17 protein-coding genes and 3 pseudogenes are annotated in these 26,355 nt (G+C 67.1%); 16 read left to right on the plus strand and 4 right to left on the minus strand.

Features of this window, described 5'->3' with window-relative positions; translation table 11 throughout:
- The first annotated feature begins 32 nt into the window (after positions 1-32).
- From G6N24_RS03790 to G6N24_RS03820, 7 genes are all read left to right on the plus strand, one after another.
- Positions 33-3,683: a nitrate reductase subunit alpha gene (locus G6N24_RS03790; RefSeq protein WP_085156494.1), complete on the plus strand. Its 3,651-nt coding sequence runs from the start codon at positions 33-35 to the stop codon at positions 3,681-3,683.
- A gap of 2 nt (positions 3,684-3,685) precedes the next feature.
- Complete coding sequence (narH, locus tag G6N24_RS03795; protein ID WP_085156498.1) at positions 3,686-5,332, plus strand: nitrate reductase subunit beta; 1,647 nt, start codon at positions 3,686-3,688, stop codon at positions 5,330-5,332.
- On the plus strand, positions 5,329-6,003 hold the full coding sequence (gene narJ / locus G6N24_RS03800; protein WP_085156501.1) for a nitrate reductase molybdenum cofactor assembly chaperone: 675 nt from the start codon (positions 5,329-5,331) through the stop codon (positions 6,001-6,003). Before narH ends, narJ begins: the two co-directional genes overlap by 4 nt.
- Before the next feature lie 11 nt (positions 6,004-6,014).
- Positions 6,015-6,746, plus strand: coding sequence for a respiratory nitrate reductase subunit gamma (narI, locus tag G6N24_RS03805; RefSeq protein ID WP_085156504.1), 732 nt, complete (start codon positions 6,015-6,017; stop codon positions 6,744-6,746).
- A 50-nt stretch (positions 6,747-6,796) separates the two neighbouring features.
- Entirely contained in the window at positions 6,797-8,683 is a 1,887-nt protein-coding gene (gene typA, locus G6N24_RS03810; protein ID WP_085156507.1) for a translational GTPase TypA, read from the plus strand.
- A 115-nt stretch (positions 8,684-8,798) separates the two neighbouring features.
- Positions 8,799-10,697 (plus strand): ABC transporter family substrate-binding protein, encoded by a 1,899-nt coding sequence (locus G6N24_RS03815; protein WP_085156511.1) that lies wholly within the window; start codon positions 8,799-8,801, stop codon positions 10,695-10,697.
- 130 nt (positions 10,698-10,827) lie between these two features.
- Complete coding sequence (locus tag G6N24_RS03820) at positions 10,828-11,982, plus strand: PE family protein (protein ID WP_085156515.1); 1,155 nt, start codon at positions 10,828-10,830, stop codon at positions 11,980-11,982.
- A gap of 202 nt (positions 11,983-12,184) precedes the next feature.
- On the opposite strand, the gene G6N24_RS03825 is transcribed toward G6N24_RS03820, so the two are convergent.
- Positions 12,185-12,799, minus strand: coding sequence for a TetR/AcrR family transcriptional regulator (locus tag G6N24_RS03825; RefSeq protein ID WP_085156518.1), 615 nt, complete (start codon positions 12,797-12,799; stop codon positions 12,185-12,187).
- A 105-nt stretch (positions 12,800-12,904) separates the two neighbouring features.
- Between G6N24_RS03825 and mshB the strand changes: the two genes are divergently transcribed.
- Complete coding sequence (mshB, locus tag G6N24_RS03830; RefSeq protein ID WP_085156521.1) at positions 12,905-13,819, plus strand: N-acetyl-1-D-myo-inositol-2-amino-2-deoxy-alpha-D-glucopyranoside deacetylase; 915 nt, start codon at positions 12,905-12,907, stop codon at positions 13,817-13,819.
- A gap of 140 nt (positions 13,820-13,959) precedes the next feature.
- Complete coding sequence (locus G6N24_RS03835; RefSeq protein ID WP_372514513.1) at positions 13,960-14,373, plus strand: hypothetical protein; 414 nt, start codon at positions 13,960-13,962, stop codon at positions 14,371-14,373.
- Positions 14,374-14,382: 9 nt separating this feature from the next.
- On the opposite strand, the gene G6N24_RS25275 is transcribed toward G6N24_RS03835, so the two are convergent.
- Positions 14,383-15,246 (minus strand): PE family protein, encoded by an 864-nt coding sequence (locus tag G6N24_RS25275; RefSeq protein WP_085156524.1) that lies wholly within the window; start codon positions 15,244-15,246, stop codon positions 14,383-14,385.
- A 213-nt stretch (positions 15,247-15,459) separates the two neighbouring features.
- Between G6N24_RS25275 and G6N24_RS03845 the strand changes: the two genes are divergently transcribed.
- A complete protein-coding gene (locus tag G6N24_RS03845; RefSeq protein ID WP_085156527.1) occupies positions 15,460-18,042 on the plus strand; it encodes a bifunctional FO biosynthesis protein CofGH in 2,583 nt (860 codons plus the stop codon).
- A gap of 20 nt (positions 18,043-18,062) precedes the next feature.
- Here G6N24_RS03845 and G6N24_RS03850 read toward each other — a convergent pair whose 3' ends face one another.
- Both G6N24_RS03850 and G6N24_RS03855 read right to left on the minus strand, forming a co-directional pair.
- Positions 18,063-18,395 carry a hemophore-related protein gene (locus G6N24_RS03850; RefSeq protein ID WP_085156565.1) on the minus strand — a complete coding sequence of 111 codons (333 nt, stop codon included), beginning with the start codon at positions 18,393-18,395 and terminating at the stop codon, positions 18,063-18,065.
- Positions 18,396-18,598: 203 nt separating this feature from the next.
- Entirely contained in the window at positions 18,599-20,620 is a 2,022-nt protein-coding gene (locus tag G6N24_RS03855; RefSeq protein WP_085156530.1) for an NADPH-dependent 2,4-dienoyl-CoA reductase, read from the minus strand.
- A gap of 182 nt (positions 20,621-20,802) precedes the next feature.
- Here G6N24_RS03855 and fdxA point away from each other — a divergent pair, with 182 nt between their 5' ends.
- The 6 genes and pseudogenes from fdxA to G6N24_RS03880 form a co-directional block, all read left to right on the plus strand.
- Positions 20,803-21,129, plus strand: a complete 327-nt coding sequence (gene fdxA, locus G6N24_RS03860) for a ferredoxin (protein ID WP_085156533.1) — start codon at positions 20,803-20,805, stop codon at positions 21,127-21,129.
- A gap of 32 nt (positions 21,130-21,161) precedes the next feature.
- The gene (gene dapC / locus G6N24_RS03865) at positions 21,162-22,247 is read left to right on the plus strand and encodes a succinyldiaminopimelate transaminase (RefSeq protein WP_085156536.1); all 1,086 of its coding nucleotides are present in this window, start codon (positions 21,162-21,164) and stop codon (positions 22,245-22,247) included.
- Between the two features lie 203 nt (positions 22,248-22,450).
- Positions 22,451-23,808 (plus strand): annotated as a pseudogene (locus G6N24_RS03870) (APC family permease); the annotation flags it as partial.
- Between the two features lie 170 nt (positions 23,809-23,978).
- A pseudogene (locus G6N24_RS25675) lies at positions 23,979-24,212 on the plus strand (hypothetical protein); the annotation flags it as partial.
- A 142-nt stretch (positions 24,213-24,354) separates the two neighbouring features.
- The gene (locus G6N24_RS03875; protein ID WP_197743108.1) at positions 24,355-25,074 is read left to right on the plus strand and encodes an ISAs1 family transposase; all 720 of its coding nucleotides are present in this window, start codon (positions 24,355-24,357) and stop codon (positions 25,072-25,074) included.
- Positions 25,075-25,099: 25 nt separating this feature from the next.
- A pseudogene (locus G6N24_RS03880) lies at positions 25,100-26,032 on the plus strand (DNA-binding protein); the annotation flags it as partial.
- Positions 26,033-26,355 lie beyond the last annotated feature (323 nt).

Genomic DNA, 26,355 nt, shown 5'->3' on the forward strand with positions numbered 1-26,355 from the left:
CCGTGTGCGCTATCGACGAGGAGGCCTGACCCTTGACCGTGACACCACACGTCGGTGGACCGCTCGAGGAGCTGCTGGAACGCAGCGGCCGCTTCTTCACCCCGGGTGAGTTCTCGGCCGATCTGCGCACGGTGACCAGGCGCGGCGGCCGCGGAGGTGACGTGTTCTACCGGGACCGGTGGAGCCACGACAAGGTGGTCCGCTCCACTCACGGCGTCAACTGCACCGGATCGTGCTCGTGGAAGATCTACGTCAAGGACGGGATCATCACCTGGGAGACCCAGCAGACCGACTATCCTTCGGTGGGCCCGGACCGGCCCGAGTATGAGCCACGCGGCTGTCCGCGGGGTGCGTCGTTCTCCTGGTACAGCTACTCGCCCACGCGGGTGCGCTATCCGTACGCCCGGGGCGTGCTGGTCGACATGTATCGGGAGGCCAAGGCCCGCCTTGGTGACCCGGTACTGGCGTGGGCCGACATCCAGGCCGATCCGGAGCGCCGTCGCCGCTATCAGCAGGCGCGCGGCAAGGGGGGGCTGATCCGGGTGAGCTGGGCCGAGGCCAGCGAGATGGTGGCCGCGGCCCACGTGCACACCATCAAGACATACGGCCCGGACCGGGTCGCCGGCTTCACGCCGATCCCGGCGATGTCGATGGTGAGCCACGCCGCGGGATCGCGGTTCATCGAACTTATCGGCGGCGTGATGACGTCGTTCTATGACTGGTACGCCGACCTTCCGGTGGCCTCGCCGCAGGTGTTCGGTGACCAGACCGACGTACCCGAATCCGGGGACTGGTGGGATGCGTCCTATCTGGTCATGTGGGGCTCCAACGTCCCGGTCACCCGGACGCCCGACGCGCACTGGATGGCCGAGGCGCGTTACCGGGGCGCCAAAGTCGTTGTGGTCAGCCCGGATTACGCCGACAACACCAAATTCGCCGACGAGTGGATGAGGTGTGCCGCGGGCACCGACGCCGCGCTGGCCATGGCGATGGGCTACGTGATTCTCACGGAATGCTATGTGCAAAAACAGGTTCCGTTCTTCACCGACTTTGCGCGTCGCTACACCGATTTGCCGTTCCTGATCAAGCTCGAACGGCGAGGCGACGCGCTGGTGCCGGGAAAGTTCTTGACCGCGGCAGACATTGGCGAAGAGGTCGAGAACGCCGCGTTCAAACCCGCGCTCCTGGACGAGGTTACCGACCGTGTCGTTGTCCCACACGGCTCGCTGGGATTCCGCTTCGGCGAGGACGGTGTCGGAAAGTGGAACCTGGACCTGGGTTCGGTGGTGCCGGCGCTGAGCGTCCAACGCGCCGATCAAAACGCTCAACCGATTGAACTGCCCAGCTTCGACACGATCGATGGCCACGGCGAGACGGTGTCGCGTGGCGTGCCGGCGCGCCGCGTCGGCACGCATCTAGTGTGCACGGTGTTCGACCTGATGCTGGCCCAGTACGGGGTGCGGCGCGACGGGCTGCCCGGCGAATGGCCCACCGACTACGACGATCCCACCGGGCAGAACACTCCCGCCTGGCAGGAATCGATCACCGGAGTGCCGGCCGCGCAGGCCATTCGCATCGCCCGGGAATTCGCGCGCAACGCGGAGGAATCCGGCGGGCGATCCATGGTCATCATGGGCGGCGGCATCTGCCACTGGTTCCACAGCGACGTCATCTACCGCTCGGTGTTGGCGCTGCTGATGTTGACCGGGTCGATGGGTCGAAACGGCGGCGGGTGGGCGCACTACGTCGGTCAGGAGAAGGTCCGTCCCCTGACCGGGTGGCAGACCATGGCCAACGCGACCGACTGGGCGCGGCCACCGCGGCAGGTGCCCGGCACCTCGTACTGGTATGTCCACACCGACCAGTGGCGCTACGACAGCTACGGGGCCGACAAGCTGGCCAGCCCGGTCGGCCGCGGCAGGTTCGCCGGCAAGCAAACGATGGATCTGCTGGCGTCGGCGGCGGCGATGGGCTGGAGTCCCTTCTACCCGCAGTTCGACCGGTCCAGCCTGGATGTCGCCGACGAGGCGCGGGAGGCGGGCCGCGACGTCGCGGACTACATCACAGAACAACTCGCCCGGCGCAACCTGAAGCTGTCGGTCAGCGATCCCGACAACCCGGTCAACTGGCCGCGCGTGCTCACCGTCTGGCGGTCCAACCTGATCGGCTCGTCGGGCAAGGGCGGCGAGTACTTCCTGCGGCATTTGCTGGGCACCGACTCCAACGTGCAGGTGCAACCCCCGGCCGACGGCATCCCGGAGGGCAAGCTCGACCTGATGATGTCGATCGACTTCCGGATGACGTCGACAACGTTGGTGTCCGACGTGGTGCTGCCCGCCGCGACCTGGTACGAGAAGCACGACCTGTCCAGCACCGACATGCACCCGTACGTGCACGCGTTCAGTCCCGCCATCGACCCGCCGTGGGAAACCCGTTCGGACTTCGACGCATTCGCCACCATCGCTCGTGTGTTTTCCACGTTGGCCAAGTGTCATCTGGGTACGCGTAACGATGTGGTGCTGACCGCGCTGTCGCACGACACCCCGGATGCGATGGCGTATCCCGATGGCACCGAACGCGATTGGCTGCACGCCGGTGAAACCCCGACACCGGGCAGGACGATGGGCAAGCTCACGGTCGTGGAGCGAGACTACGCCGCGACCTACGACAAGTGGCTCACCCTGGGACCGCTCATCGACAAGTTCGGGATGACCGTCAAGGGCTACACGGTCCATCCCTTCCGCGAGGTCGACGAACTGGCTGCCAAGTTCGGGGTGATGAATTCCGGTGCGGCCGCGGGCCGTCCGGCGATCACCACGGCCCGTCGGATGGCCGATACAATCCTGGCCCTGTCTCCGACGTGCAATGGCCGTCTCGCCGTCGAGGGATTCCGCGAGCTGGAGAAGCGCACCGGACAACGGCTTGCACATCTGGCCGAGGGCAGCGAGGAACGCCGGATCACCTACGCCGATACCCAGGCCCGTCCGGTCCCCGTGATCACCAGCCCGGAATGGTCCGGCAGCGAGACCGGTGGCCGCCGCTACGCCCCGTTCACGATCAACATCGAGCACCTCAAGCCGTTCCACACCCTCACCGGACGGATGCACTTCTATGTCGCCCACGACTGGGTCGAGGAGCTCGGCGAACAGCTGCCCGTCTATCGGCCGCCGCTGGACATGGCCCGGCTGTTCAACCAGCCCCACCTCGGATCCATCGAGGATGGCATCGGGCTCACGGTGCGCTACCTGACGCCGCACTCGAAATGGTCGTTCCACTCCACATACCAGGACAACCTGTACATGCTGTCGTTGTCGCGCGGTGGACCGACGATGTGGATGAGCCCGGGCGATGCGGCGAAAATCCAAGTCCGCGACAACGATTGGGTCGAGGCGGTCAACGCCAACGGCATCTACGTGTGCCGGGCGATCGTCTCGCACCGCATGCCCGACGGCGTGGTGTTCGTCTACCACGTGCAGGAACGCACCGTGGACGTGCCGCGCACCGAGACCAACAACAAACGCGGCGGCACCCACAACGCGCTGACCCGCGTGCGGATCAAGCCCAGCCACCTCGCCGGTGGCTACGGTCAGAATGCGTTCGCGTTCAACTACCTTGGCCCGACCGGCAACCAGCGCGACGAGGTGACCGTGGTGCGTCGCCGCAGCCAGGAGGTGACCTACTGACGATGAAGGTCATGGCCCAGATGGCGATGGTGATGAACCTCGACAAATGCATCGGCTGCCACACCTGCTCGGTAACCTGCAAGCAAGCGTGGACCAATCGCGCCGGAACCGAGTATGTGTGGTTCAACAACGTCGAAACCCGTCCGGGCGTCGGCTATCCGCGCAGCTACGAGGACCAGGACCGGTGGCGCGGGGGATGGGTGCGCGACAGGAAGGGCCGGCTGCGGCTGCGCGACCGCGGCCGCATCCAAAAGCTGCTGCGCATCTTCGCCAACCCCAGGCTGCCGAGCATCGACGATTACTACGAGCCGTGGACGTACGACTACGAAAACCTGACGCAGGCGCCGGCGGGTGACACCTTCCCGGTCGCGCCGCCGCGCAGCCTGATCACCGGTGAGCGGATGACGGTGTCGTGGGGATCGAACTGGGACGACGACCTCGCCGGGTCACCGGAGATCGTGCCCAACGACCCGATCCTGAAAAAGGTCGGCGACGAGGTGAAGCTGAAGCTCGAAGAGACCTTCATGTTCTACCTGCCGCGAATCTGCGAGCACTGCCTGAACCCGTCATGCGTGGCCTCGTGCCCGTCGGGGGCGATGTACAAGCGCAGCGAGGACGGCATCGTGCTCGTCGACCAGGACCGCTGCCGCGGCTGGCGGATGTGCGTGTCCGGATGTCCTTACAAGAAGGTGTATTTCAACCACAAAACCGGCAAGGCCGAGAAGTGCACCCTGTGCTATCCGCGCGTCGAGGTGGGGTTGCCCACGGTGTGTTCGGAAACGTGCGTGGGACGGTTGCGCTACCTCGGGCTGGTGCTCTACGACGTGGACCGGGTGCTCGAGGCGGCGTCGGTGGAAGACGACACCGACCTGTATGAGGCGCAGCGCCGGATCCTGTTGGACCCAGCCGATCCCGACGTGATCGCTCACGCCCGGGCACAGGGCATCTCCGCGGAGTGGATCGAGGCCGCGCAACGGTCGCCGGTGTATGCGTTGATCAACACCTACCGGGTGGCGCTGCCGCTGCACCCGGAGTATCGGACCATGCCGATGGTCTGGTACATCCCGCCGTTGTCGCCGGTGGTCGACGCGATCAGCCACGACGGCCACGACGGGGAGGACCTGGGCAACCTGTTCGGCGCGCTGGCGGCGCTTCGCATCCCGATGGCCTACCTGGCCGAGCTTTTCACCGCCGGCGACACCGCGGTGGTCGAAGGTGTGCTGCGGCGGCTGGCGGCGATGCGGTCCTACATGCGCGACATCAACCTGGGCCGCGAAACCCAGCCGCACATTCCGCACGCGGTCGGGATGACCGAAGAAGAGATTTACGGGATGTATCGGCTGCTGGCCGTGGCGAAATACGAAGAGCGCTACGTTATTCCGACCGCGTACGCGGCGGATTTGCCCGCGCCGGCCAATGTTGCCGGGGTAGAGGAGGCGGCGTGTTCGTTGTCGTACGAGGGCGGGCCGGGCATGTACGAATACGGTCCGTTCGGCGAGGGCAGCGGAACCCCCGTTCCGGTCGCAGTGGAGACGTTCCACGCGCTGCAGCAGCGACAGCGGGGAGGCGGCGGTCGCTCCAGGGTGAATCTCCTCAACTGGGATGGCAACGGCGCGCCCGAGGGACTGTTCCCGGAGCCCAAGCGATGAGGTTGTCGTCCTTAGCACGGGACCGGTCGGCCACCAGGACGATGCGGGACCGGTTGGTGTGGCAGGCGGCCTCGCTGCTGCTGTCCTACCCGGAGGACGGCCTGGGCGGGCTGGCCGCGCGGCTGGACACCGTCGACGAACTGCTGGCCCACATCAGCGGACCCGCGGCGACGCTGCTCGGGCGGACCGTCGAGGCGCTGCGTGCACGCGAGCCGATGGCCGTCGCGATGGATTACGTCGAGACGTTCGATATGCGGCGGCGCACCACGATGTACCTGACGTACTGGACGGCCGGGGACACCCGAAATCGTGGCCGGGAGATGCTGGCGTTCGCCACCGCCTACCGGGGCGCGGGGGTGGAGCCGCCGCGCGCCGAGGCACCGGATCACCTACCCGTCGTCCTGGAATTCGCCGCGATCGTCGATCCCGAGGTCGGGCGCGGATTACTCACCGAGCATCGCGTCCCGATCGACGTGCTGCGCTGCGCCCTGGCGGACGCCAAGTCGCCGTACGCACATACCGTGGCGGCGGTCTGCGCCACGCTGCCGGCGGCAAACGACCAGGACGTGCGCCGGGCACAGCGGTTGGCCCAGAGCGGTCCTCCTGTGGAATCCGTTGGGCTGCAACCATTTACCTTGACCGTACCGCCCAAGCGCACCGAGGGAGGCTGACGGTTGTGCACATGAGACTAATCGAGATCTTCTGGGACGACGCGCCTTACGTCGTGCTGGCGATCGCGGTCGTCGGCACCTGGTGGCGGTACCGCTACGACAAGTTCGGATGGACCACGCGTTCGTCGCAGCTCTATGAGTCACGGTTGTTGTCGATCGGCAGCCCGATGTTTCACTTCGGCAGCCTGGTTGTCATCATGGGCCACGCCGTGGGGCTACTCATTCCGGAATCCTGGACCCGAGCGGTCGGGTTGAGCGATCACCTGTATCACCTGCAGGCGCTGCTGCTTGGCCTGCCCGCCGGTGCGGCCACCCTGGCCGGTATCGCGTTGTTGATCTACCGGCGGCGCACCCGCGGGCCGGTCTTCCGGGCCACCACCCGCAACGACAAGCTGATGTACCTCGTGCTGGCGTGCGCATTGGTGGCGGGCATGAGCTGCACCCTGATGGGTGCCACCCACCTCGGCGAGCTGCACGACTACCGCCAAAGGGTGTCGGTATGGTTCCGGTCGATCTGGATCCTCGACCCGCGGGGGGATCTGATGGCGCACGCGGCGGTGTATTACCAGGTGCACGTGCTGATCGCGCTGGCGTTGTTCGCCCTCTGGCCGTTCACCCGGTTGGTGCACGCGTTTAGCGTGCCGATCGCGTACCTGTTTCGGCCCTACATCGTGTACCGCACTCGCGAGGCGCCGGAAAAGAACGAATTGATCGGTTCGGCACCCCGCCGGCGCGGCTGGTGAGTGGGCCGCCAGTTCGCCATTGATAGGCCCCCGCTGCCACAATCACCGACGTGCCATTCCGTAATGTCGCCATCGTCGCCCACGTCGACCATGGCAAGACCACCCTGGTCGACGCGATGCTGCGGCAGTCCGGCGCGCTGCACGAGCGCGGTGCAGTGCAGGAACGGGTGATGGACACCGGCGACCTGGAACGGGAAAAGGGCATCACCATCCTGGCCAAGAACACCGCCGTGCATCGCCATCGCGGCGATGGATCCGTGACCGTGATCAACGTCATCGACACCCCCGGACACGCCGACTTCGGCGGCGAGGTGGAGCGCGGGCTGTCCATGGTCGACGGGGTGCTGCTGCTGGTCGACGCGTCCGAGGGCCCGCTGCCGCAGACGCGGTTCGTGCTGCGCAAGGCGCTGGCCGCGCACCTGCCGGTGATCCTCGTCGTCAACAAGACCGACCGGCCCGACGCGCGCATCGCCGAGGTCGTGGAGGCCAGCCACGACCTGCTGCTCGATGTCGCGTCGGATCTCGACGACGCAGCCGCCAAGGCCGCCGAGCACGCGCTGGGCCTGCCGACGCTGTACGCCTCCGGGCGTGCCGGGGTGGCGAGCACCACCCAGCCGGCCGACGGCCACGTTCCCGAGGGCACCAACCTGGACGCGCTGTTCGAGGTCCTCGAAGAGCACGTGCCACCGCCGAAGGGCAACCCGGACGCGCCGCTGCAGGCCCTGGTCACCAACCTGGACGCGTCTTCCTTCCTGGGCCGGCTGGCGCTCATCCGCATCCACAACGGACGCATCCGCAAGGGCCAGCAGGTGGCATGGATGCGCGAGGTGGACGGGGTGCCCGTCATCACCAGCGCCAAGATCACCGAGCTGCTCGCGACCGAGGGCGTCGAGCGCAGCGCCACCGACGAGGCGATCGCCGGTGACATCGTGGCGGTCGCGGGGCTGCCCGACATCATGATCGGCGACACCCTGGCCGATCCCGACCATGCCCACGCGCTGCCACGCATCACCGTCGACGAGCCGGCCATCTCGGTGACGATCGGCACCAACACCTCCCCGCTGGCCGGCAAGGTGTCCGGGCACAAGCTGACCGCGCGCATGCTCCGCAGCCGCCTGGACGCCGAGTTGGTCGGCAACGTCTCCATCCGGGTCGTCGACATCGGCCGGCCCGACGCCTGGGAGGTGCAGGGCCGCGGCGAGCTGGCGCTGGCCGTGCTGGTCGAGCAGATGCGCCGGGAGGGCTTCGAGCTCACGGTCGGCAAGCCGCAGGTGGTCACCAAGACGATCGACGGTCGGCTGCACGAGCCGTTCGAGGCCATGACGATCGACTGTCCCGAGGAATTCGTCGGCGCCATCACCCAATTGATGGCCGGCCGCAAGGGCCGCATGGAGGAGATGACCAACCATGCCGCCGGCTGGGTCCGGATGGATTTCGTCGTTCCCAGCCGGGGCCTGATCGGCTTCCGCACCGACTTCCTCACCCTCACCCGCGGCACCGGCATCGCCAACGCCGTGTTCGACGGTTACCGGCCCTGGGTGGGCGAGATCCGGGCCCGGCACACCGGGTCGCTGGTGTCCGACCGGTCAGGCACCATCACGGCGTTCGCGCTACTTCAGCTCGCCGATCGGGGTCAGTTCTTCGTCGAACCCGGCCAGGACACCTACGAGGGCATGGTCGTCGGGATCAACCCGCGTCCGGAGGACCTCGACATCAACGTCACCCGCGAGAAAAAGCTGACCAACATGCGGTCATCCACCGCCGATGTGATCGAGACATTGGCCAAGCCACTCGACCTCGACCTGGAGCGGGCCATGGAATTCTGTGCGCCCGACGAATGCGTCGAGGTGACTCCCGAGATCGTGCGGGTGCGCAAGGTCGAACTGGACGCCACCGCGCGGGCCCGCAGCCGGGCGCGGGCCAAGGCCCGGGGATAGATCGGTGTCGGCATCGGCCCGCGAGTGTAACGGCACTGCGAAATCCGGCCCGGTTTTTCGCAACCCCGTTACGCTCGCGGCGCGCCGGGCGGCGCGATCGCTCCCCGATACCCTGATGGGCGTGCCGAGACCGATCCGCCGCCTCTGCCTGACGATCGGCGCGCTGGTCTCGCTGAGTGCCCTGGTGTTGTCCGCGTGTACCGTCAGCCCGCCGCCGGCCCCGCAAAGCACCGACACTCCGCACAACATGCCGCCGCCGCCGCGTCCCACCCAGATCATCATGGGCATCGACTCGATCGGCGCCGGGTTCAACCCGCACTTGCTCTCCGATCTGTCGCCGGTGAATGCGGCCATCAGCGCGCTGGTGTTGCCCAGCGCGTTCCGGCCGGTGCCCGATCCCAATTCGCCGACGGGTTCGCGCTGGGAGATGGACCCGACCCTGCTGGTCTCCGCCGACGTGACGAACGAAAACCCGTTCACGGTGACCTACAAGATTCGGCCCGAGGCGCAATGGACCGACAACGCCCCGATCGCGGCGGACGACTTCTGGTACCTGTGGCGGCAGATGGTCAGCCAGCCGGGCGTGGTCGATCCGGCCGGCTATGACCTGATCACCGGTGTGCAGTCACTCGAGGGCGGCAAGCAGGCCGTCGTCACCTTCGCCCAGCCCTATCCGGGCTGGCGGGAGTTGTTCAACAACATCCTGCCGGCGCACATCGTCAAGGACGTGCCGGGCGGGTTCGCCGCGGGACTGGCCCGGGCGCTGCCGGTCACCGGCGGACAGTTCCGGGTGGAGAACATCGACCCGCAGCGCGACGAAATCCTGATCGCCCGCAACGATCGCTATTGGGGGCCGCCCGCCAAGCCCGGCCTCATCCTGTTCCGCCGGGCCGGGGCACCGGCCGCGCTGGCCGATTCGGTGCGCAACGGCGACACCCAAGTGGCCCAGGTGCACGGCGGCTCGGCGGCCTTCGCGCAGTTGTCGGCCATTCCCGACGTCCGGACCGCCCGGATCGTGACACCGCGGGTCATGCAGCTCACGCTGCGCGCCAACGAGCCCAAGCTGGCCGACGCTGCGGTCCGCAAGGCGATTTTGGGGTTGCTCGACGTTGACCTGCTCGCCGCGGTGGGCGCCGGCAGCGACAACACCGTCACCCTGGATCAGGCACAGATCCGGTCGCCGAGCGATCCGGGTTATGTGCCGACCGCGCCACCCGCGATGACCACGCAGGCGGCGCTGGCGTTGTTGGCGGGGGCCGGATACCAGATCGAGAGCAACACGTCGGCATCAACGGCGCCCGATGCGACGACACCGGTCAGCACCGGGCCGCCGGAAGTCATCCGTGGCCGGATCAGCAAGGACGGCCAACAGCTGGCGCTGGTCATCGGGGTGGCGGCAAACGACCCGACGTCGGTGGCCGTCGCCAACACGGCCGCCGACCAGCTGCGCAACGTCGGTATCGCGGCGACCGTGCTGGCGCTCGACCCGGTGACGCTCTATCGCGACGCGTTGAACAACAACCAGGTGGACGCCATCGTGGGCTGGCATCGGGCCGGCGGAAACCTGGCGACGCTGCTGGCCTCCCGCTACGGCTGCCCCGCGTTGCAGACGACCCCGGTATCGACTGCCGGCAAGCCGCCGGCTAATCCCACTGGCCCGGCCGGGCCTGCATCGTCTCCCGGTCCTGACACCCCGACGCCGCCCCCGATATCGACCCAGCCGAGCCGCCCCCCGGAGCCCGGCGCGCTGGTGCAAGCGCCGTCGAACCTGACCGGAATCTGCGATCGCAGCATCCAGTCGAATATCGATGCCGCACTCAACGGAACCAAGAACATCAACGACGTGATCACGGCGGTCGAACCGCGGCTGTGGAACATGTCGACGGTGCTGCCAATCCTGCAGGATACGACGATCGTGGGGGCCGGCCCGAGCGTGCAGAACGTCAGCTTGTCCGGCGCGGTGCCGGTGGGCATCGTCGGCGACGCCGGACAATGGGTCAAGACCGGGCCATAACCTGCACGTCGAACCCGTCTCCGCGCGCTCGAATATTTGCTGGTCGAAATGTGGAAACGTCCGAAGGGGTGAACGGATCGCGATACTATCCGTCCGTCGGTAATGCGTGGGCTGGGCTGGGAGGTGCGCGATGTCGTACCTGATCGCGACGCCGGAGCTGGTGTCGGCGGCGGCAGCGGATTTGGCGGGTATTGGTTCGACGATGAGCGCCGCCAACGCCGCGGCAGCGGCCGCGACCACTGGGGTGATTCCCGCGGCCCTCGATGAAGTGTCGGCAAGGATTGCTGCGATGTTCGCCGCGCACGGTGAGGCATATCAGGCGCTCAGCGCGCAGGCGGCGCTATTTCATGAGCAGTTTGTGCAGGCCTTGAACGCCGGTGCGAGCGCCTATGCCAACGCTGAGGCCAACGTCGTGCGGACGCTTGCGAGTGCGGTCGCCGCGCCCGCCCAGGCGGCGTCGGCGAACCCGGTAAGCAGCCTCTTCCAGCAACTTGAAGCGGCGCAGATCAATTTCAACACCAATCTCGTCAACAACGAGCTCGCCTTCAACCATGCGCTGGTGACCAACGAGATCGCGTTGGAGAAAGGCATCTTTGGCACCGACAGCGCCCTCAACGGCGCGCTCAACCGCAGCTTCAACGTCGCCAACCTGCTGGTGGGCACCGGCGAGCAAGCGCTCAACACCGTCGTGGGTGCGCCAGTCCCGACAAACTTCACCTCCAGCCTGCTGCTCGGCAGCGCGGCGCAGGTCTTCAACAGCGGCGCCATCGGCGGCCCGTTGGGCGCCTTCGACCAGAGCCTGGTTGTCGCTGCTGATGTGGCCGGCCTCGTCGTGGGCAGTGCACCGGCCCAGGCGGTGCTGAGTGCGCTCCCCGCGCCCGCCCAGGCGCTGCTGACGCCGCCGCTGGGCAGTTTCCTGCAGCAAATTGAGACGGCGCAGATCAACTACAACACCAACCTGGTCAACAGCGAGCTCGTCTTCAACAAGTCGCTGCTGACCAACGAGATCGCGTTGGAGCAACGCATCTTTGGCACCGATAGCGCCCTGAACGGCGTGCTCAACCGGAGTTTCAACGTCGTCAACCTGCTGGTCGGCACTGGCCAGCAAGCGGTCAACGGGCTCTCAGGCGCGCTCGTCCCGCAGCCGGCCTTCACCCAGGGTCTGCTCACCGGCAGCGCGGCCCAGGTCTTCAACGGCGGCCAGATCGGCGGCCTGGTGGGCGCCTTCGACCAGAGCCTGATGGTCGGTGCCGACTTCGTCGGCCTCATTACGGGCCAGCCGTAAACTCGCGGCCCACGTGCGTCTACGCGGGCTAAACTCTGCGGTGAACGGTCGACAACTTTCTCCTGGAATTTCTCCTGGAAACGGCCTTATTGTCGCCAGCGTCACACTGCGATCCGTCGCTAATACCTGCTTGGGTCAGGACGGAAGCGTCTGGCGCGTCTCGCGTCGGCGGCTCGGTATCAGGGTTGCTTAACTGGCTTCGTCAGTGAGCGCGGCCCGCCGCCCGAGTCGGCGGGATGACCGTGTCGACGATGAGCCCCAGTTCCCGGCGGCTGGGCGGTTCCCCGGTGAGCATGAAGTGCTGGTTGATCAAAGCGGGTCCGACGCGCGCGGTCAGCGGGGTGACGGCCGCGGGGTCGAGGTCGCCGTCGCGGACCGCCGCTTGCAGGATCGATTCGACGATGTTCAGGCGCGGGGCCACCACGGAGTGGGTGAAGATGGCGCGCAGTTCCGGCTCGTGCAAGAGCTGGCTGACGATGTCCAGGCCAGGGAAGGCGGTCTTGCCGGCCAGCACGTCACGATGGGCGGTGAACACGGCCAGCAGGTTTTCCCTCGCCGATCGGCCGGGGCGCGGCTCGGGCAATGGCGGGAGCGCATGTTGCAGGGCGGCCTGCACGAGGTCGTGCTTGCTGGCCCAGCGCCGGTACAACGCCGCCTTGCCGGTGCGGGCGCGCGCGGCGATCCCTTCCATCGTCAGGCCGCCGTAGCCGACCGAAGTCAGTTCGGCAAGGGTGGCCTCGTAGAGCGCGCGTTCGAGCACCTCGCCTCGCCGACGGCTCCGGTTGGCGGTGGAAATGGTCAGGGTCGGCTGCGCCATTGGTCGATAGTAGCCGTCGGCGTTCCTACTTGTCGTCATCCGCCGCAACAGCATCGGCTGCGTAGGGCGCCTCGACGCCGCCGGCGCGGACGGTAAGGTGCGGCCATGGCTGAGACGCCGCGACTGCTGTTCGTTCATGCACATCCCGACGACGAAAGCCTCAGCAACGGCGCCACCATCGCGCACTACACCGCCCGCGGGGCACAGGTGCATGTCGTCACGTGCACCCTCGGCGAGGAGGGCGAGGTCATCGGCGACCGCTGGGCTCAGCTCAGCGTCGCGCACGCTGACCAGCTTGGCGGCTATCGGATCGGCGAGCTCACCGCGGCACTGCGCGCGTTGGGTGTCAGCGCGCCGATCTACCTAGGGGGTGCGGGTCGCTGGCGCGATTCCGGCATGCCCGGCACGCAGCAGCGGGGTCGGCGGCGATTCGTCGACGCCGACGAACGCGAGGCTGTCGGGGCGCTGGTCGCGATCATTCGGGGGCTGCGGCCGCACGTCGTCGTGACCTACGACCCCAACGGCGGCTACGGCCACCCCGACCACGTGCACACGCACACCGTCACGACGGCCGCGGTGGCTGCCGCGGGCTCGGGGTCTCCCACCACCGATTACCCGGGCGAGCCCTGGACGGTGCCCAAGTTTTACTGGACCGTCTTCGCGACGAGCGCGTTCATCGCGGCCCGAAGCGCGGTGGATCCCGACGACTTGCTGCCCGACTGGGTGCTCCCGTCGCCAGAGGATGTGACTTTCGGGTATTCGGACGACGACATCGACGCCGTAGTCGAGGCCTCGGAAGAAGCGCGCATCGCGAAGGCCGCGGCGCTCGCCGCGCATGCCACCCAGGTCGTCGTCGGCCCGACGGGCCGTGCCTGCGCGCTGTCGAACAACCTTGCCCTGCCCATCCTGGGTCAGGAGCACTACGTTCTGGCCGCCGGCCGCGCCGGGGATCGCGATGAACGCGGCTGGGAAACGGATCTGCTCGCCGGACTAGGTTTCACCGGCTTCGGCACGCGGTAGGCTCCCACACAGGCAGCCGCGGAAGGAACTCCCATGGACCCCGACCTGGATCCCAACCTGCAGCATTGGCAGGACCGACTCGACAGCCTGCAATGGGTACTCGGCTCGATACTTTCTCAGATCGATAGCGTCCCAACCTGATCGAAGCCCGGCCGCGCGCCGTGACGAGCGAAGAAAACGGCGCGACAGATCCCTCGATTCGTATCGTTATCTTGGCGCTGCTGGCCGTCGACGGCGTCCTATCCGCACTTGCGGGGGCGCTGCTGATGCCCCTCTATATCGGCTCAATCCCGTTCCCGGTCAGCGCTTTGCTCAGTGGGTTGGTCAACGCGGCGCTGGTATGGGCGGCCGGGCGATGGACCCACTCTCCGCGGGTGGCGGCGTTGCCGCTGTGGACCTGGCTCATCACGGTGGGGGCGATGGGCTTGGGCTTTCCCAACGACGACGTCATCCTGGGCGGCCAGGGGATTCTGAGGTACGGGGCCCTCATCCTGATCGTGCTGGGGGTCGCGCCTCCGGCGTGGGTGCTGTGGCGGCGCGCCGCCCGCGGCTGACCGGCCGGACTACGGAAGCGGCGGGAGCGGCGGGAGCGGCGGGAAGAAGCTACGTATCCAGGAGATCTCGGTGTTGATGAATTGATTGACCGACGCCGTGGTGGCCGCCCAGATGTTGCTCAGCCCCTGGCTGAAAGTGACTGTCCCATCCAGCCAGTCGATCGTGTTGAACAGGACGCTCTGAACCATGGGCTCAAAGAGGTAGTAGAAGAAGTTGATCTGCGGCGCCAGAATGCCGACCCAGGGCAGCCAGCCCGCCGCCCAGGCGGCGAGGTTGAAGCCGTAGGCCACCCAGGGCTCGACGGCCAGGTACAGATTCTCGATGGCGGTGCCGACCGACACGGGTATCACCGCCGCGGGCGACGCCGCGGCGGCGGGCGCCAGCAGCGCGCGAGCGACGGCGAGACCGCCCGTGCCGGTGGGCGGGAGCCGCAGCGCACTGGAGCCGTTCGTGCCGAGGAAGAGGTCGCCGATCCGCCCCAGGGCATTCGGCAGCGCGCTGCCGGCCGCCGTCGCGGCGGTGCCGCCGATCAACGGCTGCCCCAGCAGTTTCTCGGCCGGTGCGTTGATCGCGTTCACCAAGGTCTGCGCGGCGTTGGCCTCGGTCGCCGCGTATGCGTTCGCACTTGCGGTGATCGCCCGCACGAACCGGTCATGGAATTCCGACAGCTGCGCGCTGAACTGCTGATACCCCTGACCGTGCGCGGAAAACAGCGCGGCGACCTGCGCCGACACCTGGTCGGCGGCCGCCGCCAACGTCCCGGTTGTCGGGACCGCCGCCGCCGCATTGGCGGCGTTGATCGACGAACCGATACCGGCGATGTCCGAAGCCGCTGCCACCATCGCGTCCGGCGCCGCGCGCATGAATGACATCCAGTTACCTCTCCGATGTTGCACGGCAGGCGCATATCGTAGCTCGATCGGCGGTCTGAGGTGACACTGACGAAGAAATAAGTGGCCGGGAGCCTCGACCGCGGGTGGACCGCGGCCTGCCGCTACTGTTGCGCATATGGCACCAAGGCTGCCGAGGTCCGCGGATGTTGGGGACGAGCGGATGAAATTCGATCGTCGGGAAGTTACACCAACGTGCCGCTGACTCCGGAGCCCATCGCGCTGCCCAGCCCCGTCGTCCCGGCTGTCTCGGCCGCGTCCTCTTCCAGGGCCGGTGCGCCGGCGCTGCGGCGGGTGTTGCGGCGGGCCCGGGTCGGCGTCGCGCTGAACGTCGATGAAGCGGCCATTGCGATGACCGCTCGCGGGGACGACCTGGCCGCCCTGTGCGCGAGCGCGGCGCGGGTACGCGACGCGGGTCTGGAGTCGGCCGGATGGCGGGGCCCGAACGGGCGGCTGCCGATCAGCTATTCGCGCAAGGTGTTCATCCCGATTACGCGTCTATGCCGGGACAACTGCCACTACTGCACCTTCGTCACCGTTCCGGGCAGGCTGCGCGCCCAAGGAGCGGGCATGTATTTGGAGCCCGACGAGATCCTCGACATCGCCCGCCGCGGCGGCGAGCTCGGTTGCAAGGAAGCACTATTCACCCTTGGCGATCGCCCTGAGGAACGCTGGCCCGAGGCGCGCGAGTGGCTTGGTCAGCGAGGCTACGATTCCACGCTGTCCTACGTGCGGGCGATGGCGATCCGGGTGCTGGAGGAAACCGGGCTGTTGCCGCACTTGAATCCCGGGGTAATGACCTGGTCGGAGCTGTCACGGCTCAAACCGGTGGCGCCTTCGATGGGCATGATGCTGGAGACGACGTCGCGCCGGCTGTTCGAAACGAGGGGGTTGGCACACTACGGCAGCCCGGACAAAGACCCTGCGGTGCGGCTGCGCACGCTGACCGACGCGGGCCGGCTGTCCATTCCGTTCACCACCGGTCTGCTGGTCGGCATCGGTGAGACGCTACCCGAACGCGCCGATACGTTGCACGCAATTCGCAAGTTGCACAAGGAGTTCGGGCACATCCAGGAAGTGATCGTGCAGAATTTCCGGGCCAAGGAGCACACCGCGATGGCCGCTGTGCCCGACGCGGGCATCGAGGACTACTTGGCGACGGTGGCGGTGGCGCGCCTGGTGCTGGGCCCGGGCATGCGCATTCAGGCGCCGCCGAACCTGGTGTCCCGCGACGAATGCCTGGCGCTGGTGGCCGCCGGCGTCGACGACTGGGGCGGGGTGTCGCCGTTGACGCCCGACCATGTCAACCCCGAACGGCCCTGGCCCGCTTTGGACGAGCTGGCGGCCATCACCGCGGAGGCCGGATACGACCTGGTGCAGCGGCTGACCGCACAACCCAAATACGTGCGGGCAGGCGCCGCCTGGATTGACCCGCGGGTGCGCAGTCATGTTGCGGCGCTGGCCGATCCGACCGGCCTGGCCCGCGACGTCAGCCCGGTGGGCGGGCCCTGGCAGGAGCCCGACGACGTCGAGTCCGCCGGCCGGGTGGACCTCAACGCGGCGATCGACACCGAGGGCCGCAGCACCGAGGCCCGCAGCGACCTCGACAGCGCCTTCGGTGACTGGGAATCGATCCGCGCGCAGGTGCACGAACTTGTCGTCAGCGCACCGGAGCGCATCGACACCGACGTGCTGGCCGCCCTGCGTTCGGCCGAACGTGCCCCCGCCGGCTGCACCGACGACGAGTACCTGGCGTTGGCCACGGCGGCCGGTCCCGCGCTGGAAGCGGTTGCCGCACTGGCGGATTCGATACGTCGCGACGTGGTCGGCGACGACGTGACCTTCGTGGTGAACCGCAACATCAACTTCACCAACATCTGTTACACCGGCTGCCGGTTCTGCGCGTTCGCCCAGCGCAAAGGTGACGCCGACGCCTATTCGCTGTCCACCGAAGAGGTCGGCGCGCGCGCGTGGGAGGCTCACGTCGCGGGCGCCACCGAGGTATGCATGCAGGGCGGCATCGACCCCGAGCTGCCGGTGACCGGCTATGCCGACCTGGTCCGAGCCGTCAAGGCGCGGGTGCCGTCGATGCATGTGCACGCGTTTTCCCCGATGGAGATCGCCAACGGGGCGACTAAGAGCGGCTTAAGCATTCGCGAGTGGCTGATCAGCCTGCGTGAGGCCGGGCTCGACACCATCCCCGGTACCGCCGCCGAGATCCTCGACGACGAGGTGCGCTGGGTGCTCACCAAGGGCAAGCTGCCGACGTCGCTGTGGATCGAGATCGTGACCACCGCTCACGAGGTGGGATTGCGGTCCTCGTCGACGATGATGTACGGACATGTCGACAGCCCGAAGCACTGGGTAGCCCATCTCAACGTGCTGCGCGACATTCAGGACCGCACTGGCGGCTTCACCGAGTTCGTCCCGCTGCCGTTCGTGCACCAGAATTCGCCGTTGTATCTGGCCGGCGCGGCGCGGCCCGGGCCCACCCATCGCGACAACCGGGCGGTGCACGCCCTGGCGCGGATCATGTTGCACGGCCGCATCTCCCACGTACAGACCAGCTGGGTGAAGCTCGGCGTCGAGCGCACGCAGGTGATGCTCAACGGGGGTGCCGACGACCTGGGCGGAACGCTGATGGAGGAGACCATCTCGCGGATGGCCGGTTCGGAACACGGGTCGGCCAAGACCGTCGCGGAGCTGGTCGCAATCGCCGAGGGCATCGGCCGCCCGGCACGCCAGCGGACCACCACGTACGCGCCGCTGGCGGCCTGACTATCCGGCTGCTGGGCTACTCAGTAGTTGTTGCAGGTGCCGGCGACCGACTCGACGAGGCCAAAGTACTGTGCGGCCCCCGGCATGGCCTGCAACTGCGCGGCCATCTGTGCGCGTCTCGGCGGTGGTGCGGCGAGGAACTGACGTAGATAGGACTGCGCCACTGGCGACGCGTTGAATTGAGCGGCAGCTGCCGGATCCGTCGCGTTGAGCGCCGCGATCACCTGCCCGTAATTGCAGGTCGTATTGATGACCGTGTCAATGGGATCCGCTGATGCGATCCCGGCCGCGGCGATCGACGCCACCGCCATACCGCCAACTGTGGCAGCCAATTTGGCCAACGACAGCCTCACCATTTGTCGACACCTTCCCCAATTAGTGCACCGCCGAAGCGACGGCGACGACATCTGCCCAGCGGGTTGCCGTCTTCGGTAAAGGCTACCAGGCGCCGTGGGCCGACTCTTGTCGAACGGGCTATCGCGCACGCCCCCCGAGGCATAACTATCCGCAGGTCAGGGCCTCATTACGGGGTCGACAGTTCCGGTGGAAATCGGGCTCAGAGCCTGGCCGCGAGCTCGGTTCCCTGCTTGATGGCGCGCTTGGCGTCCAGCTCGGCGGCGAACGCGGCGCCGCCGATGATGTGCGGTTCGATGCCAGCGCGACGTAAGTCGGTCTCCAGGTCGCGCAGCGGTTCCTGGCCGGCGCAGACCACGACGTTGGCCACGGCCAGCAGCCGTGGCCGTTGGCGGCGCGGGCCGAAGCTGATGTGCAGGCCGTCGTCGTCGATCCGTTCGTAGTTCACCCCGCAGAGCTGGTGCACGCCCTTGGACTTCAGCGACGCCCGGTGGACCCATCCACTGGTCTTGCCCAAGCGCTTGCCCTGCGGGCCTTGGGTGCGCTGCAGCAGGTAGACCTCACGTGCGGGCGGCGCGGGCAGGGGAGTGGTCAGCGCACCGCGGGCTTTCTGCGGATCGGCGGCGCCCCATTCCGCCTTCCATGCCGCCAAGTCCAGAGTCGGCGAATGGTCGGTGACCAAGAGCTCGGCGACGTCGAACCCGATACCCCCGGCGCCGATCACTGCCGCGGATCGCCCTACCGTTTTGGCGCCGGTGATCGCCTCGGCATAGCTCAACACCATCCGGTGATCGATGCCGGGGATGGCCGGAATGCGCGGAACCACACCGGTGGCCAACACGACCTCGTCGTATCCGCCCAGGTCAGGAGCCGACACCCGGGTGCCCAGCCGTAGCTCGACGTCGTGCTTGGCCAGCATCGTCGAGAAATAGCGAATGGTTTCGCCGAATTCCTCCTTGCCGGGAATGCGGCGGGCCAGGTCGAACTGGCCGCCGATAACGTCGTTGGCCTCGAACAGCGTCACCCGATGGCCCCGCCGGGCGGCGTTGACCGCCACGGCCAGCCCGGCCGGACCGGCTCCGACCACGGCCACCGAGCGAGCGCGCCGGGTCGGCGACAACACCAGTCGCGTCTCGTGCCCGGCCCGCGGATTGAGCAGACACGACACCATCTTCCTGGTGAAGGCGTGGTCCAGGCAGGCCTGATTGCAGGCGATGCAGGTGTTGATCTCCGCGGCGCGGTCCGACTGCGCCTTGAGCACCCACTCCGGGTCGCTCAGCAGCGGCCGGGCCATCGAGATCAACTGCACCCCGGTTTCGGCCAGGATCTGTTCGGCCGCGTGCGGCATGTTGATTCGATTGGACGCGATCACCGGAATGCTGACGTGTCGGGCGACGGCGTCGCTGATGTCGACGAAGGCGCTATTGGGCACCGACGTGACGATCGTGGGCACTCGCGCCTCGTGCCACCCGAATCCGGAATTGATGATGGTTGCGCCCGCGGCCTCCAGTTCGGTCGCCAGTGCGACGATTTCGTCCCAGCTCTGACCGTCCTCGACATAGTCGGCCATCGACATCCGGTAACAGATGATGAAGTCCGAACCGACGGCGGCCCGGGTGCGGCGCACGATCTCGACCGGAAACCGGCGGCGGTTGGCCGGCGTGCCGCCCCAGGAGTCGGTGCGCCTGTTGGTGCGTGGGGCCAGGAACTGGTTGAGCAGGTACCCCTCGCTGCCCATGATTTCGACCCCGTCGTAGCCGGCGTCGCGGGCCAGCCGCGCGCAGCGGGCGAAATCGGCGATGGTCGCCTCGACGCCGCGGGCCGACAGTGCTCGCGGGCGGAACGGGTTGATCGGCGCCTTGATAGCCGACGCGCTCACCGAAAGCGGATGGTAGGCATAGCGTCCGGCGTGCAGGATCTGCAGCAGGATCTTGGCGCCCGAGTCATGGACCGCCCGGGTGATGCGACGGTGCCGACGGGCTTCGGCCGCCGTGACGAGCTCCGACGCGAACGGCAGCAGCCATCCGGTGCGGTTGGGCGCGTAGCCGCCGGTGATGATCAGCCCGACGCCGCCGCGGGCGCGTTCGGCGAAGTATTCGGCGAGCCTATCGAGATGCCGCGCGCGGTCTTCCAGTCCGGTGTGCATCGAACCCATGACCACCCGGTTACGCAACGTGGTGAAACCGAGATCCAGCGGGGACAGCAGATTCGGGTAAGCGTTCATGACTTCTCCTCGGCGGCCTGCGCGACCCGGGGAGCATAGGACATTGTTGGGTGTGCCAAGTGGATGACGTGTATGTGCAACGTCTAGTATCAGTAATCGAAACGCTCTGCCCTTGAGCCCCGGGGCGACGCCAACCGCAGCCACATTGGGCAGCACACAGAGGACACCTTGAGGAGACGTCCGTGACGTACGTGATCGCAGAACCCTGCGTCGACATCAAAGACAAGGCATGCATCGAGGAGTGCCCGGTCGACTGCATCTACGAGGGTGCCCGGATGCTCTACATCCACCCCGACGAATGCGTCGACTGCGGGGCTTGCGAACCGGTCTGCCCCGTCGAGGCGATCTACTACGAAGACGATGTACCCGAACAGTGGAGCCACTACACGCAGATCAACGCCGACTTCTTCGTCGAGCTGGGATCACCGGGCGGCGCCGCCAAGGTCGGGATGACCGAGAACGACCCGCAGGTGGTCAAGGATCTGGCGCCGCAGGGCGAGGACGCCTGAGCGGGCCCCTAGGACCCCGCCATCGCCGGCCGGTGTCGGCGTCCCTGCCGGTTTTTCCCTGGGACACGCTGGCCGACGCCAAGGCGCTGGCGGGGGCGCATCCGGACGGCCTCGTCGACCTCTCCGTCGGCACCCCGGTGGACCCGGTCGCGCCGATGATCCAGGATGCCCTGGCGGCCGCCAGTTCGGCGCCGGGGTATCCCGCCACCGCCGGCACCGCGCGGCTGCGCGAGGCGGCGGTGGCCGCGCTGGCCCGCCGCTACGGGATCAGCGGGCTGACCGAGGCGGCGGTCTTGCCGGTGATCGGTACCAAGGAGCTCATCGCCTGGTTGCCTTCGCTGCTGGGCTTGGGCGCCGCGGATGTGGTGGTGGTGCCCGAACTGGCGTATCCGACCTATGAGGTGGGCGCCCGGTTGGCCGGGGCCCCGGTGGTGCGCGCGGACTCGCTGACTGCGCTGGGCCCGCAATCGCCGGCATTGGTGTACCTGAACTCCCCGAGCAACCCGACCGGGCGCGTGCTGGGGCTAGACCATCTGCGCAAGGTGGTCGGGTGGGCGCGCGAGCGTGGCGTTCTCGTTGCTTCCGACGAGTGCTATCTGGGTTTGGGCTGGGACGCCGAACCGCTGTCCGTGCTGCACCCCTCGGTCTGCGACGGCGATCACGCCGGCCTGCTGGCGGTGCACTCGCTGTCGAAGAGTTCGTCGCTGGCCGGCTACCGGGCTGGCCTTGTCGCCGGTGATCCGGGCGTGGTCGCCGAGCTGCTGGCGGTGCGCAAACACGCGGGGATGATGGTGCCGACACCGGTGCAGGCCGCGATGGTGGCAGCCCTGGATGACGACGATCACGAGAAGGTGCAGCGGGAGCGGTATGCGCGGCGGCGCGCCAGCCTGCTGCCGGCGCTGCGCTCGGCGGGCTTTGTCGTCGACTATTCCGCTGCGGGGCTCTATCTATGGGCCAGCCGCGGCGAGGGATGCCACCAGACGGTTGCGTGGTTTGCTCGGCGGGGCATCCTGGTGGCCCCCGGCGATTTCTACGGCCCCGGCGGTGCGCAGCACGTGCGGGTGGCGCTGACCGCCACCGACGAGCGCATCGCCGCCGCCGCGCACCGGCTCGGTTAGCTGCGCGAGCAGACGCAGAATCGCCCTAAAACCACGGTTTTAGGGCGATTCTGCGTCTGCTCGGCGAAGTCGCGCTGCCCGCCGGCGACGGTTACCCGGCAGAATGCATCGCAGGCTCTTTCGGCGGTGAACCCCCAGAAAGGAACGTGGTCGTGACAACCTCGGCTGGTAATTCGACGGCCAAGCTGCACATCCCGGTCTCGATGGCGGACATAGCCAAGCGTGTCTTTTTGGGAAAGCCGCTGATCACCGAGGAACTCACTGCCGAGAAGCTATCGAATCCCGTTGCGCTTGGCGCGCTTTCGCCGGACGCGATCTCGTCCGGCCTATGGCCCGGAGCAGATCCTGATCGAGCTGCTGCCGAATGCCGGGTTGGCGGCGTTTGCATTGCTGCTCCCCATCACCGGGGTCATCGTGTTGATCCTGGTGTTGGTGGCCGCCTCGTATCGGCAGGTCGTCACGGCTTACACGCGGGCGGGAGGGCTCTACATCATCGCGCGGGAGAACTTCGGGGCCCGCGTGGCGCAGGTGGCCGCCGCGGCACTGTTGATCGATTACGTGGTCACCGTGGCGGTGCAGTCAGCGGCCGGCACGGTTGCGGTGGTGTCGGCGATTCCGGTATTGGGTCCCTACAGCTGGGAAATCACGGTTGGCGTGGTGATTGCCATTTGCTAGGCGAACCTGCGGGGATTGCGGGAAGCGGGTTGGCCGTTCGCTGTCGCTACCTACTCCTTCGTCGGCATGATCGCCCTGACGACCGTCGTCGGTGTCATCCGCGAAATATTCTGGGGATTACCGATATACGATCCCCAGCAGCTGGCCGGAACGGTACCGGTTCATCAGGGCAACGGGTTGGTGATGGGCGCGACGATCCTGGTGTTGTTGTGTGCGTTCGCCAACGGCGGCTCATCGCTGACGGGGGTAAAAGCGATCTCCAACACCGTCGATGTCTTCCGAAAGCCACAGGGCCACAACGCACGTCGTGTGCTCACCGTCATGGCCGGAATTCTCGGGTTCTTGCTCGCCGGTGTTGCCTACCTGGCGTACGTCACCCATGCGGCCCCGTATCGCACCGAATATCCGTCGGTGTCGTCACAGGCCGGCCGCGCGGTCTTCGGCGACGGGGTAGCCGGCAACATCTTCTTCATTCTGGTCCAGGCGTCCACCGCGGCAATCTTGTTCACCGGCGCGAACACCAGCTTCAACGGCTTCCCGGCACTGGCCAGTTTCGTCGCCGAAGACCGCTTCCTGCCAAGACAACTGATGAAGCGCGGCCATCGCCTGGTGTTCACGCTCACGGCGCTGTCGGTGGTTTTGCTGGTCACGACGGGCGGCTCCGTCAACGCGCTGGTCCCGTTTTACGCGATCGGGGTGTTCACCGGGTTCTCGATGGCCGGTTACGGGATGACCAAACACCATTTGACGCGCCGAGAACCCGGCTGGCGACACCGGCTGGCGATCAACCTGTCCGCGGGAATCTTGTCGACGGTTCGTGGTCGGGATCTTCGCGGTGGCGAAGTTCACCGAGGGTGCGTGGCTGGTCGTCGTCTTCCCGCTGCTCAGGGCGCCGGAAAGGTTGATGCGTAGAGCTGTGACCTCGGCCGTTATCAGTGTGTGACCGGCGTGTCGGATGTGGCGGGTGTGGCCAACGGGCTTGGATGCAGGTTGCGAAGCCAACCATCCGAACCCGAGGTCACACCCACGTGCCATCTTCTCCGACGCCGCCTGCCGATGCGAACCCGACGCGCCACGAACGCCTGTTGCAAGCCCTGCAGACAGTGCCCGACCCACGCGACCGGCGCGGGTGCGCTACTCGTTGGCCGGGGTGCTCGCACTGGCGGTCACAGCTACCTGGCCGGGTGCCGGTCGTTCGCGGCGATCGGCCAATGGGCCGCAGAGGCGGCAAGTGGCACACTGGCTTCGTTCGGAGTCACCAGCGGCAGCGCCCCGGACGAATCGACGTTGCGCAAATTGTTCGCCCGCCTCGATGCCGACGCCCTCGACCAAGCATTGGGCGTGTGGATGTGGACGCGAACCTTCACCGTCGAGCAGCGTCGCGTGATCGCCATCGACGGCAAGACGATCCGAGGCGCGCGCACCCGCGCTGGTGGCAAGGCCCCACCTGATCGCCGCATTCGACCACGGTGCCGGAGTCGTGCTAGGACAGGTGGCCGTCGACGCAAAGAGCAACGAAATACCCGCTGCGCGAACACTGTTGAGGCATCTCGATCTCGACGATGCAGTGGTGACCCTCGATGCGATGCACACCCAAACCGATACCGCCACACTCATCACCGGCGCAGGCGGCGACTACGTGTTCACAGTGAAGGCGAATATGCCGACCCTGCACCACAAGCTCAAGACACTGCCCTGGAAGGACATGCCCGCCCACACGACCCGGGCCGCTGAGCGTGGCCGACACATCACCCGTTCGATCAAGGTCGCCGACGTTCCCGACTGGATCGACTTTCCCGGTGCAACCCAAGTCGCCCAGCTGCGCCGCACCGTCACCGTTGACGGAAGCAAAACCGTCGAGGTCGTGTACCTGATCACCTCAGCAAACCACACGGCCGCACCGCCCCAGCGGCTCGCCACCTGGGTCCAAGGGCACTGGAGCATAGAAAATCGCCTCCACTGGGTCCGAGACGTCACCTTCGCCGAGGACTCCTCGCAGGTACGCACCGGCCAAGCACCACGGGTGATGGCCACCTGCCGCAACCTCGCCATCGGCATCCTGCGAATCACCGGCTGGGACAACATCGCCGCCGGCCTACGCCACCACGCCACACACCCAGACCATGCCCTCAAACTGGTCCTGACCTCATGAGACGCGACTTTTCCGGCACCCTGTCCCGCTGCTGGTGCTGGCGCTCATGCGGCTCAACCGCGAGTATCGAGCCGAGGCCGCAATTCTCGAGATGATCCGCACCGATCGGCCCGAACTGGTGAAGTGCGCGCCATCGGGTATTCGTCTTCGTGAATTCGGTCGACCTTGCCGTGCTGGAGGCGTTGCGCTACGGGAAAGGACTGCGGGCCGACGAGCTGGTCGCGGCGCATTTCATGGTCGACGAGGCCCACACCATGCAGTTGCGAAAGCGGTGGGAACACTACGATCTCGACACCCGGCTGCGGGTCGTGGACTGCCCGGACCGGCGGATCACCCGGGCCGCGCAGGTGCTGGTCGCCAAAGCGGGCAAGGAACATCCGGACACCAATGTGACCGTGCTGTTGCCGCGCCGAACATATGCGCCGCCGCTGGGCCGACTGCTGCACGACCGCACCGCGGACAAGATCGCCCCGGCCGTCAGCCTGGTCCCGGACGCCGCGGCGACGATCGTGCCCTACGACGTGCAGAGCCGGATCCAGGAGGCCTACCCGGATCGCTTCGAGCAACGGGTCGAGCGCGAACTCGACAAGCTCGAGGCCTGGGTTTCGCAGGGTGAGCGACAGGAAGTCGACGCGTATGAGCACCCGGAGCGCCCGACGTCGGTGATCCCGGTGGCGGGCCTTATTCCTGGGCAGCGCGCCACCTTCGAGGGCCGGGTCAACCAAGTCGAGGACATCACCAAACGCCGACGCACCTTTCGAAACCCCGCGTCACGTTCCATCCTGGGCGCGCCGCCGACATCCAGCCCGGCCAGCTGCTGCGTGTCACCGGAAAGGCCCGCCAGACCGGCAACCGGCCCATAACGATGAGCGACCCCGCGTATGACGTGGTCGAGGATCTCGGGCAGGCAGACCCGCACGTTCCCGCAACAAAGAGACGACCGACGAGGTGGACATGAAGGCCACGTTACCTGCATGTTGCAGTTCGTGAAATTAGTTGACGCCGAGTCCAAATCGTGGTCCGAGTGGGGGGTCCCTGGGCCACTGGACACGCAATTTACGTGTTAACGGCAAGAAAAATTGTTCATCCGCCATTGTGACGCCCGCCGCGATTCGTTGGCCTCGCCGTCCGTCCGATTACGTCCCCTAGCAGCGCGTTTTCTCGACCCGGCAGCAAAACCGTGGCGTCCTCGCCGGCCGCAATATGACCGGGGTGTTAAAGCAATCGCACGGCCGCCTACGCGTACCCGTGCGAAATTTTGGCCACCCCAAAACCTGCCTT

The sequence above is a fragment of the Mycobacterium lacus genome (assembly GCF_010731535.1).
In the GTDB taxonomy this organism is placed as follows: domain Bacteria; phylum Actinomycetota; class Actinomycetes; order Mycobacteriales; family Mycobacteriaceae; genus Mycobacterium; species Mycobacterium lacus.

Bases quoted from the DNA above. Each gene is read 5' to 3' on its own strand.
- narH (WP_085156498.1), top strand. From the start codon at position 3,686: ATGAAGGTCATGGCCCAGATGGCGATGGTGATGAACCTCGACAAATGC.
- narJ (WP_085156501.1), top strand. From the start codon at position 5,329: ATGAGGTTGTCGTCCTTAGCACGGGACCGGTCGGCCACCAGGACGATG.
- narI (WP_085156504.1), top strand. From the start codon at position 6,015: ATGAGACTAATCGAGATCTTCTGGGACGACGCGCCTTACGTCGTGCTG.
- G6N24_RS03815 (WP_085156511.1), top strand. From the start codon at position 8,799: ATGGGCGTGCCGAGACCGATCCGCCGCCTCTGCCTGACGATCGGCGCG.
- G6N24_RS03820 (WP_085156515.1), top strand. From the start codon at position 10,828: ATGTCGTACCTGATCGCGACGCCGGAGCTGGTGTCGGCGGCGGCAGCG.
- G6N24_RS03825 (WP_085156518.1), bottom strand. From the start codon at position 12,799: ATGGCGCAGCCGACCCTGACCATTTCCACCGCCAACCGGAGCCGTCGG.
- mshB (WP_085156521.1), top strand. From the start codon at position 12,905: ATGGCTGAGACGCCGCGACTGCTGTTCGTTCATGCACATCCCGACGAC.
- G6N24_RS25275 (WP_085156524.1), bottom strand. From the start codon at position 15,246: ATGTCATTCATGCGCGCGGCGCCGGACGCGATGGTGGCAGCGGCTTCG.
- G6N24_RS03855 (WP_085156530.1), bottom strand. From the start codon at position 20,620: ATGAACGCTTACCCGAATCTGCTGTCCCCGCTGGATCTCGGTTTCACC.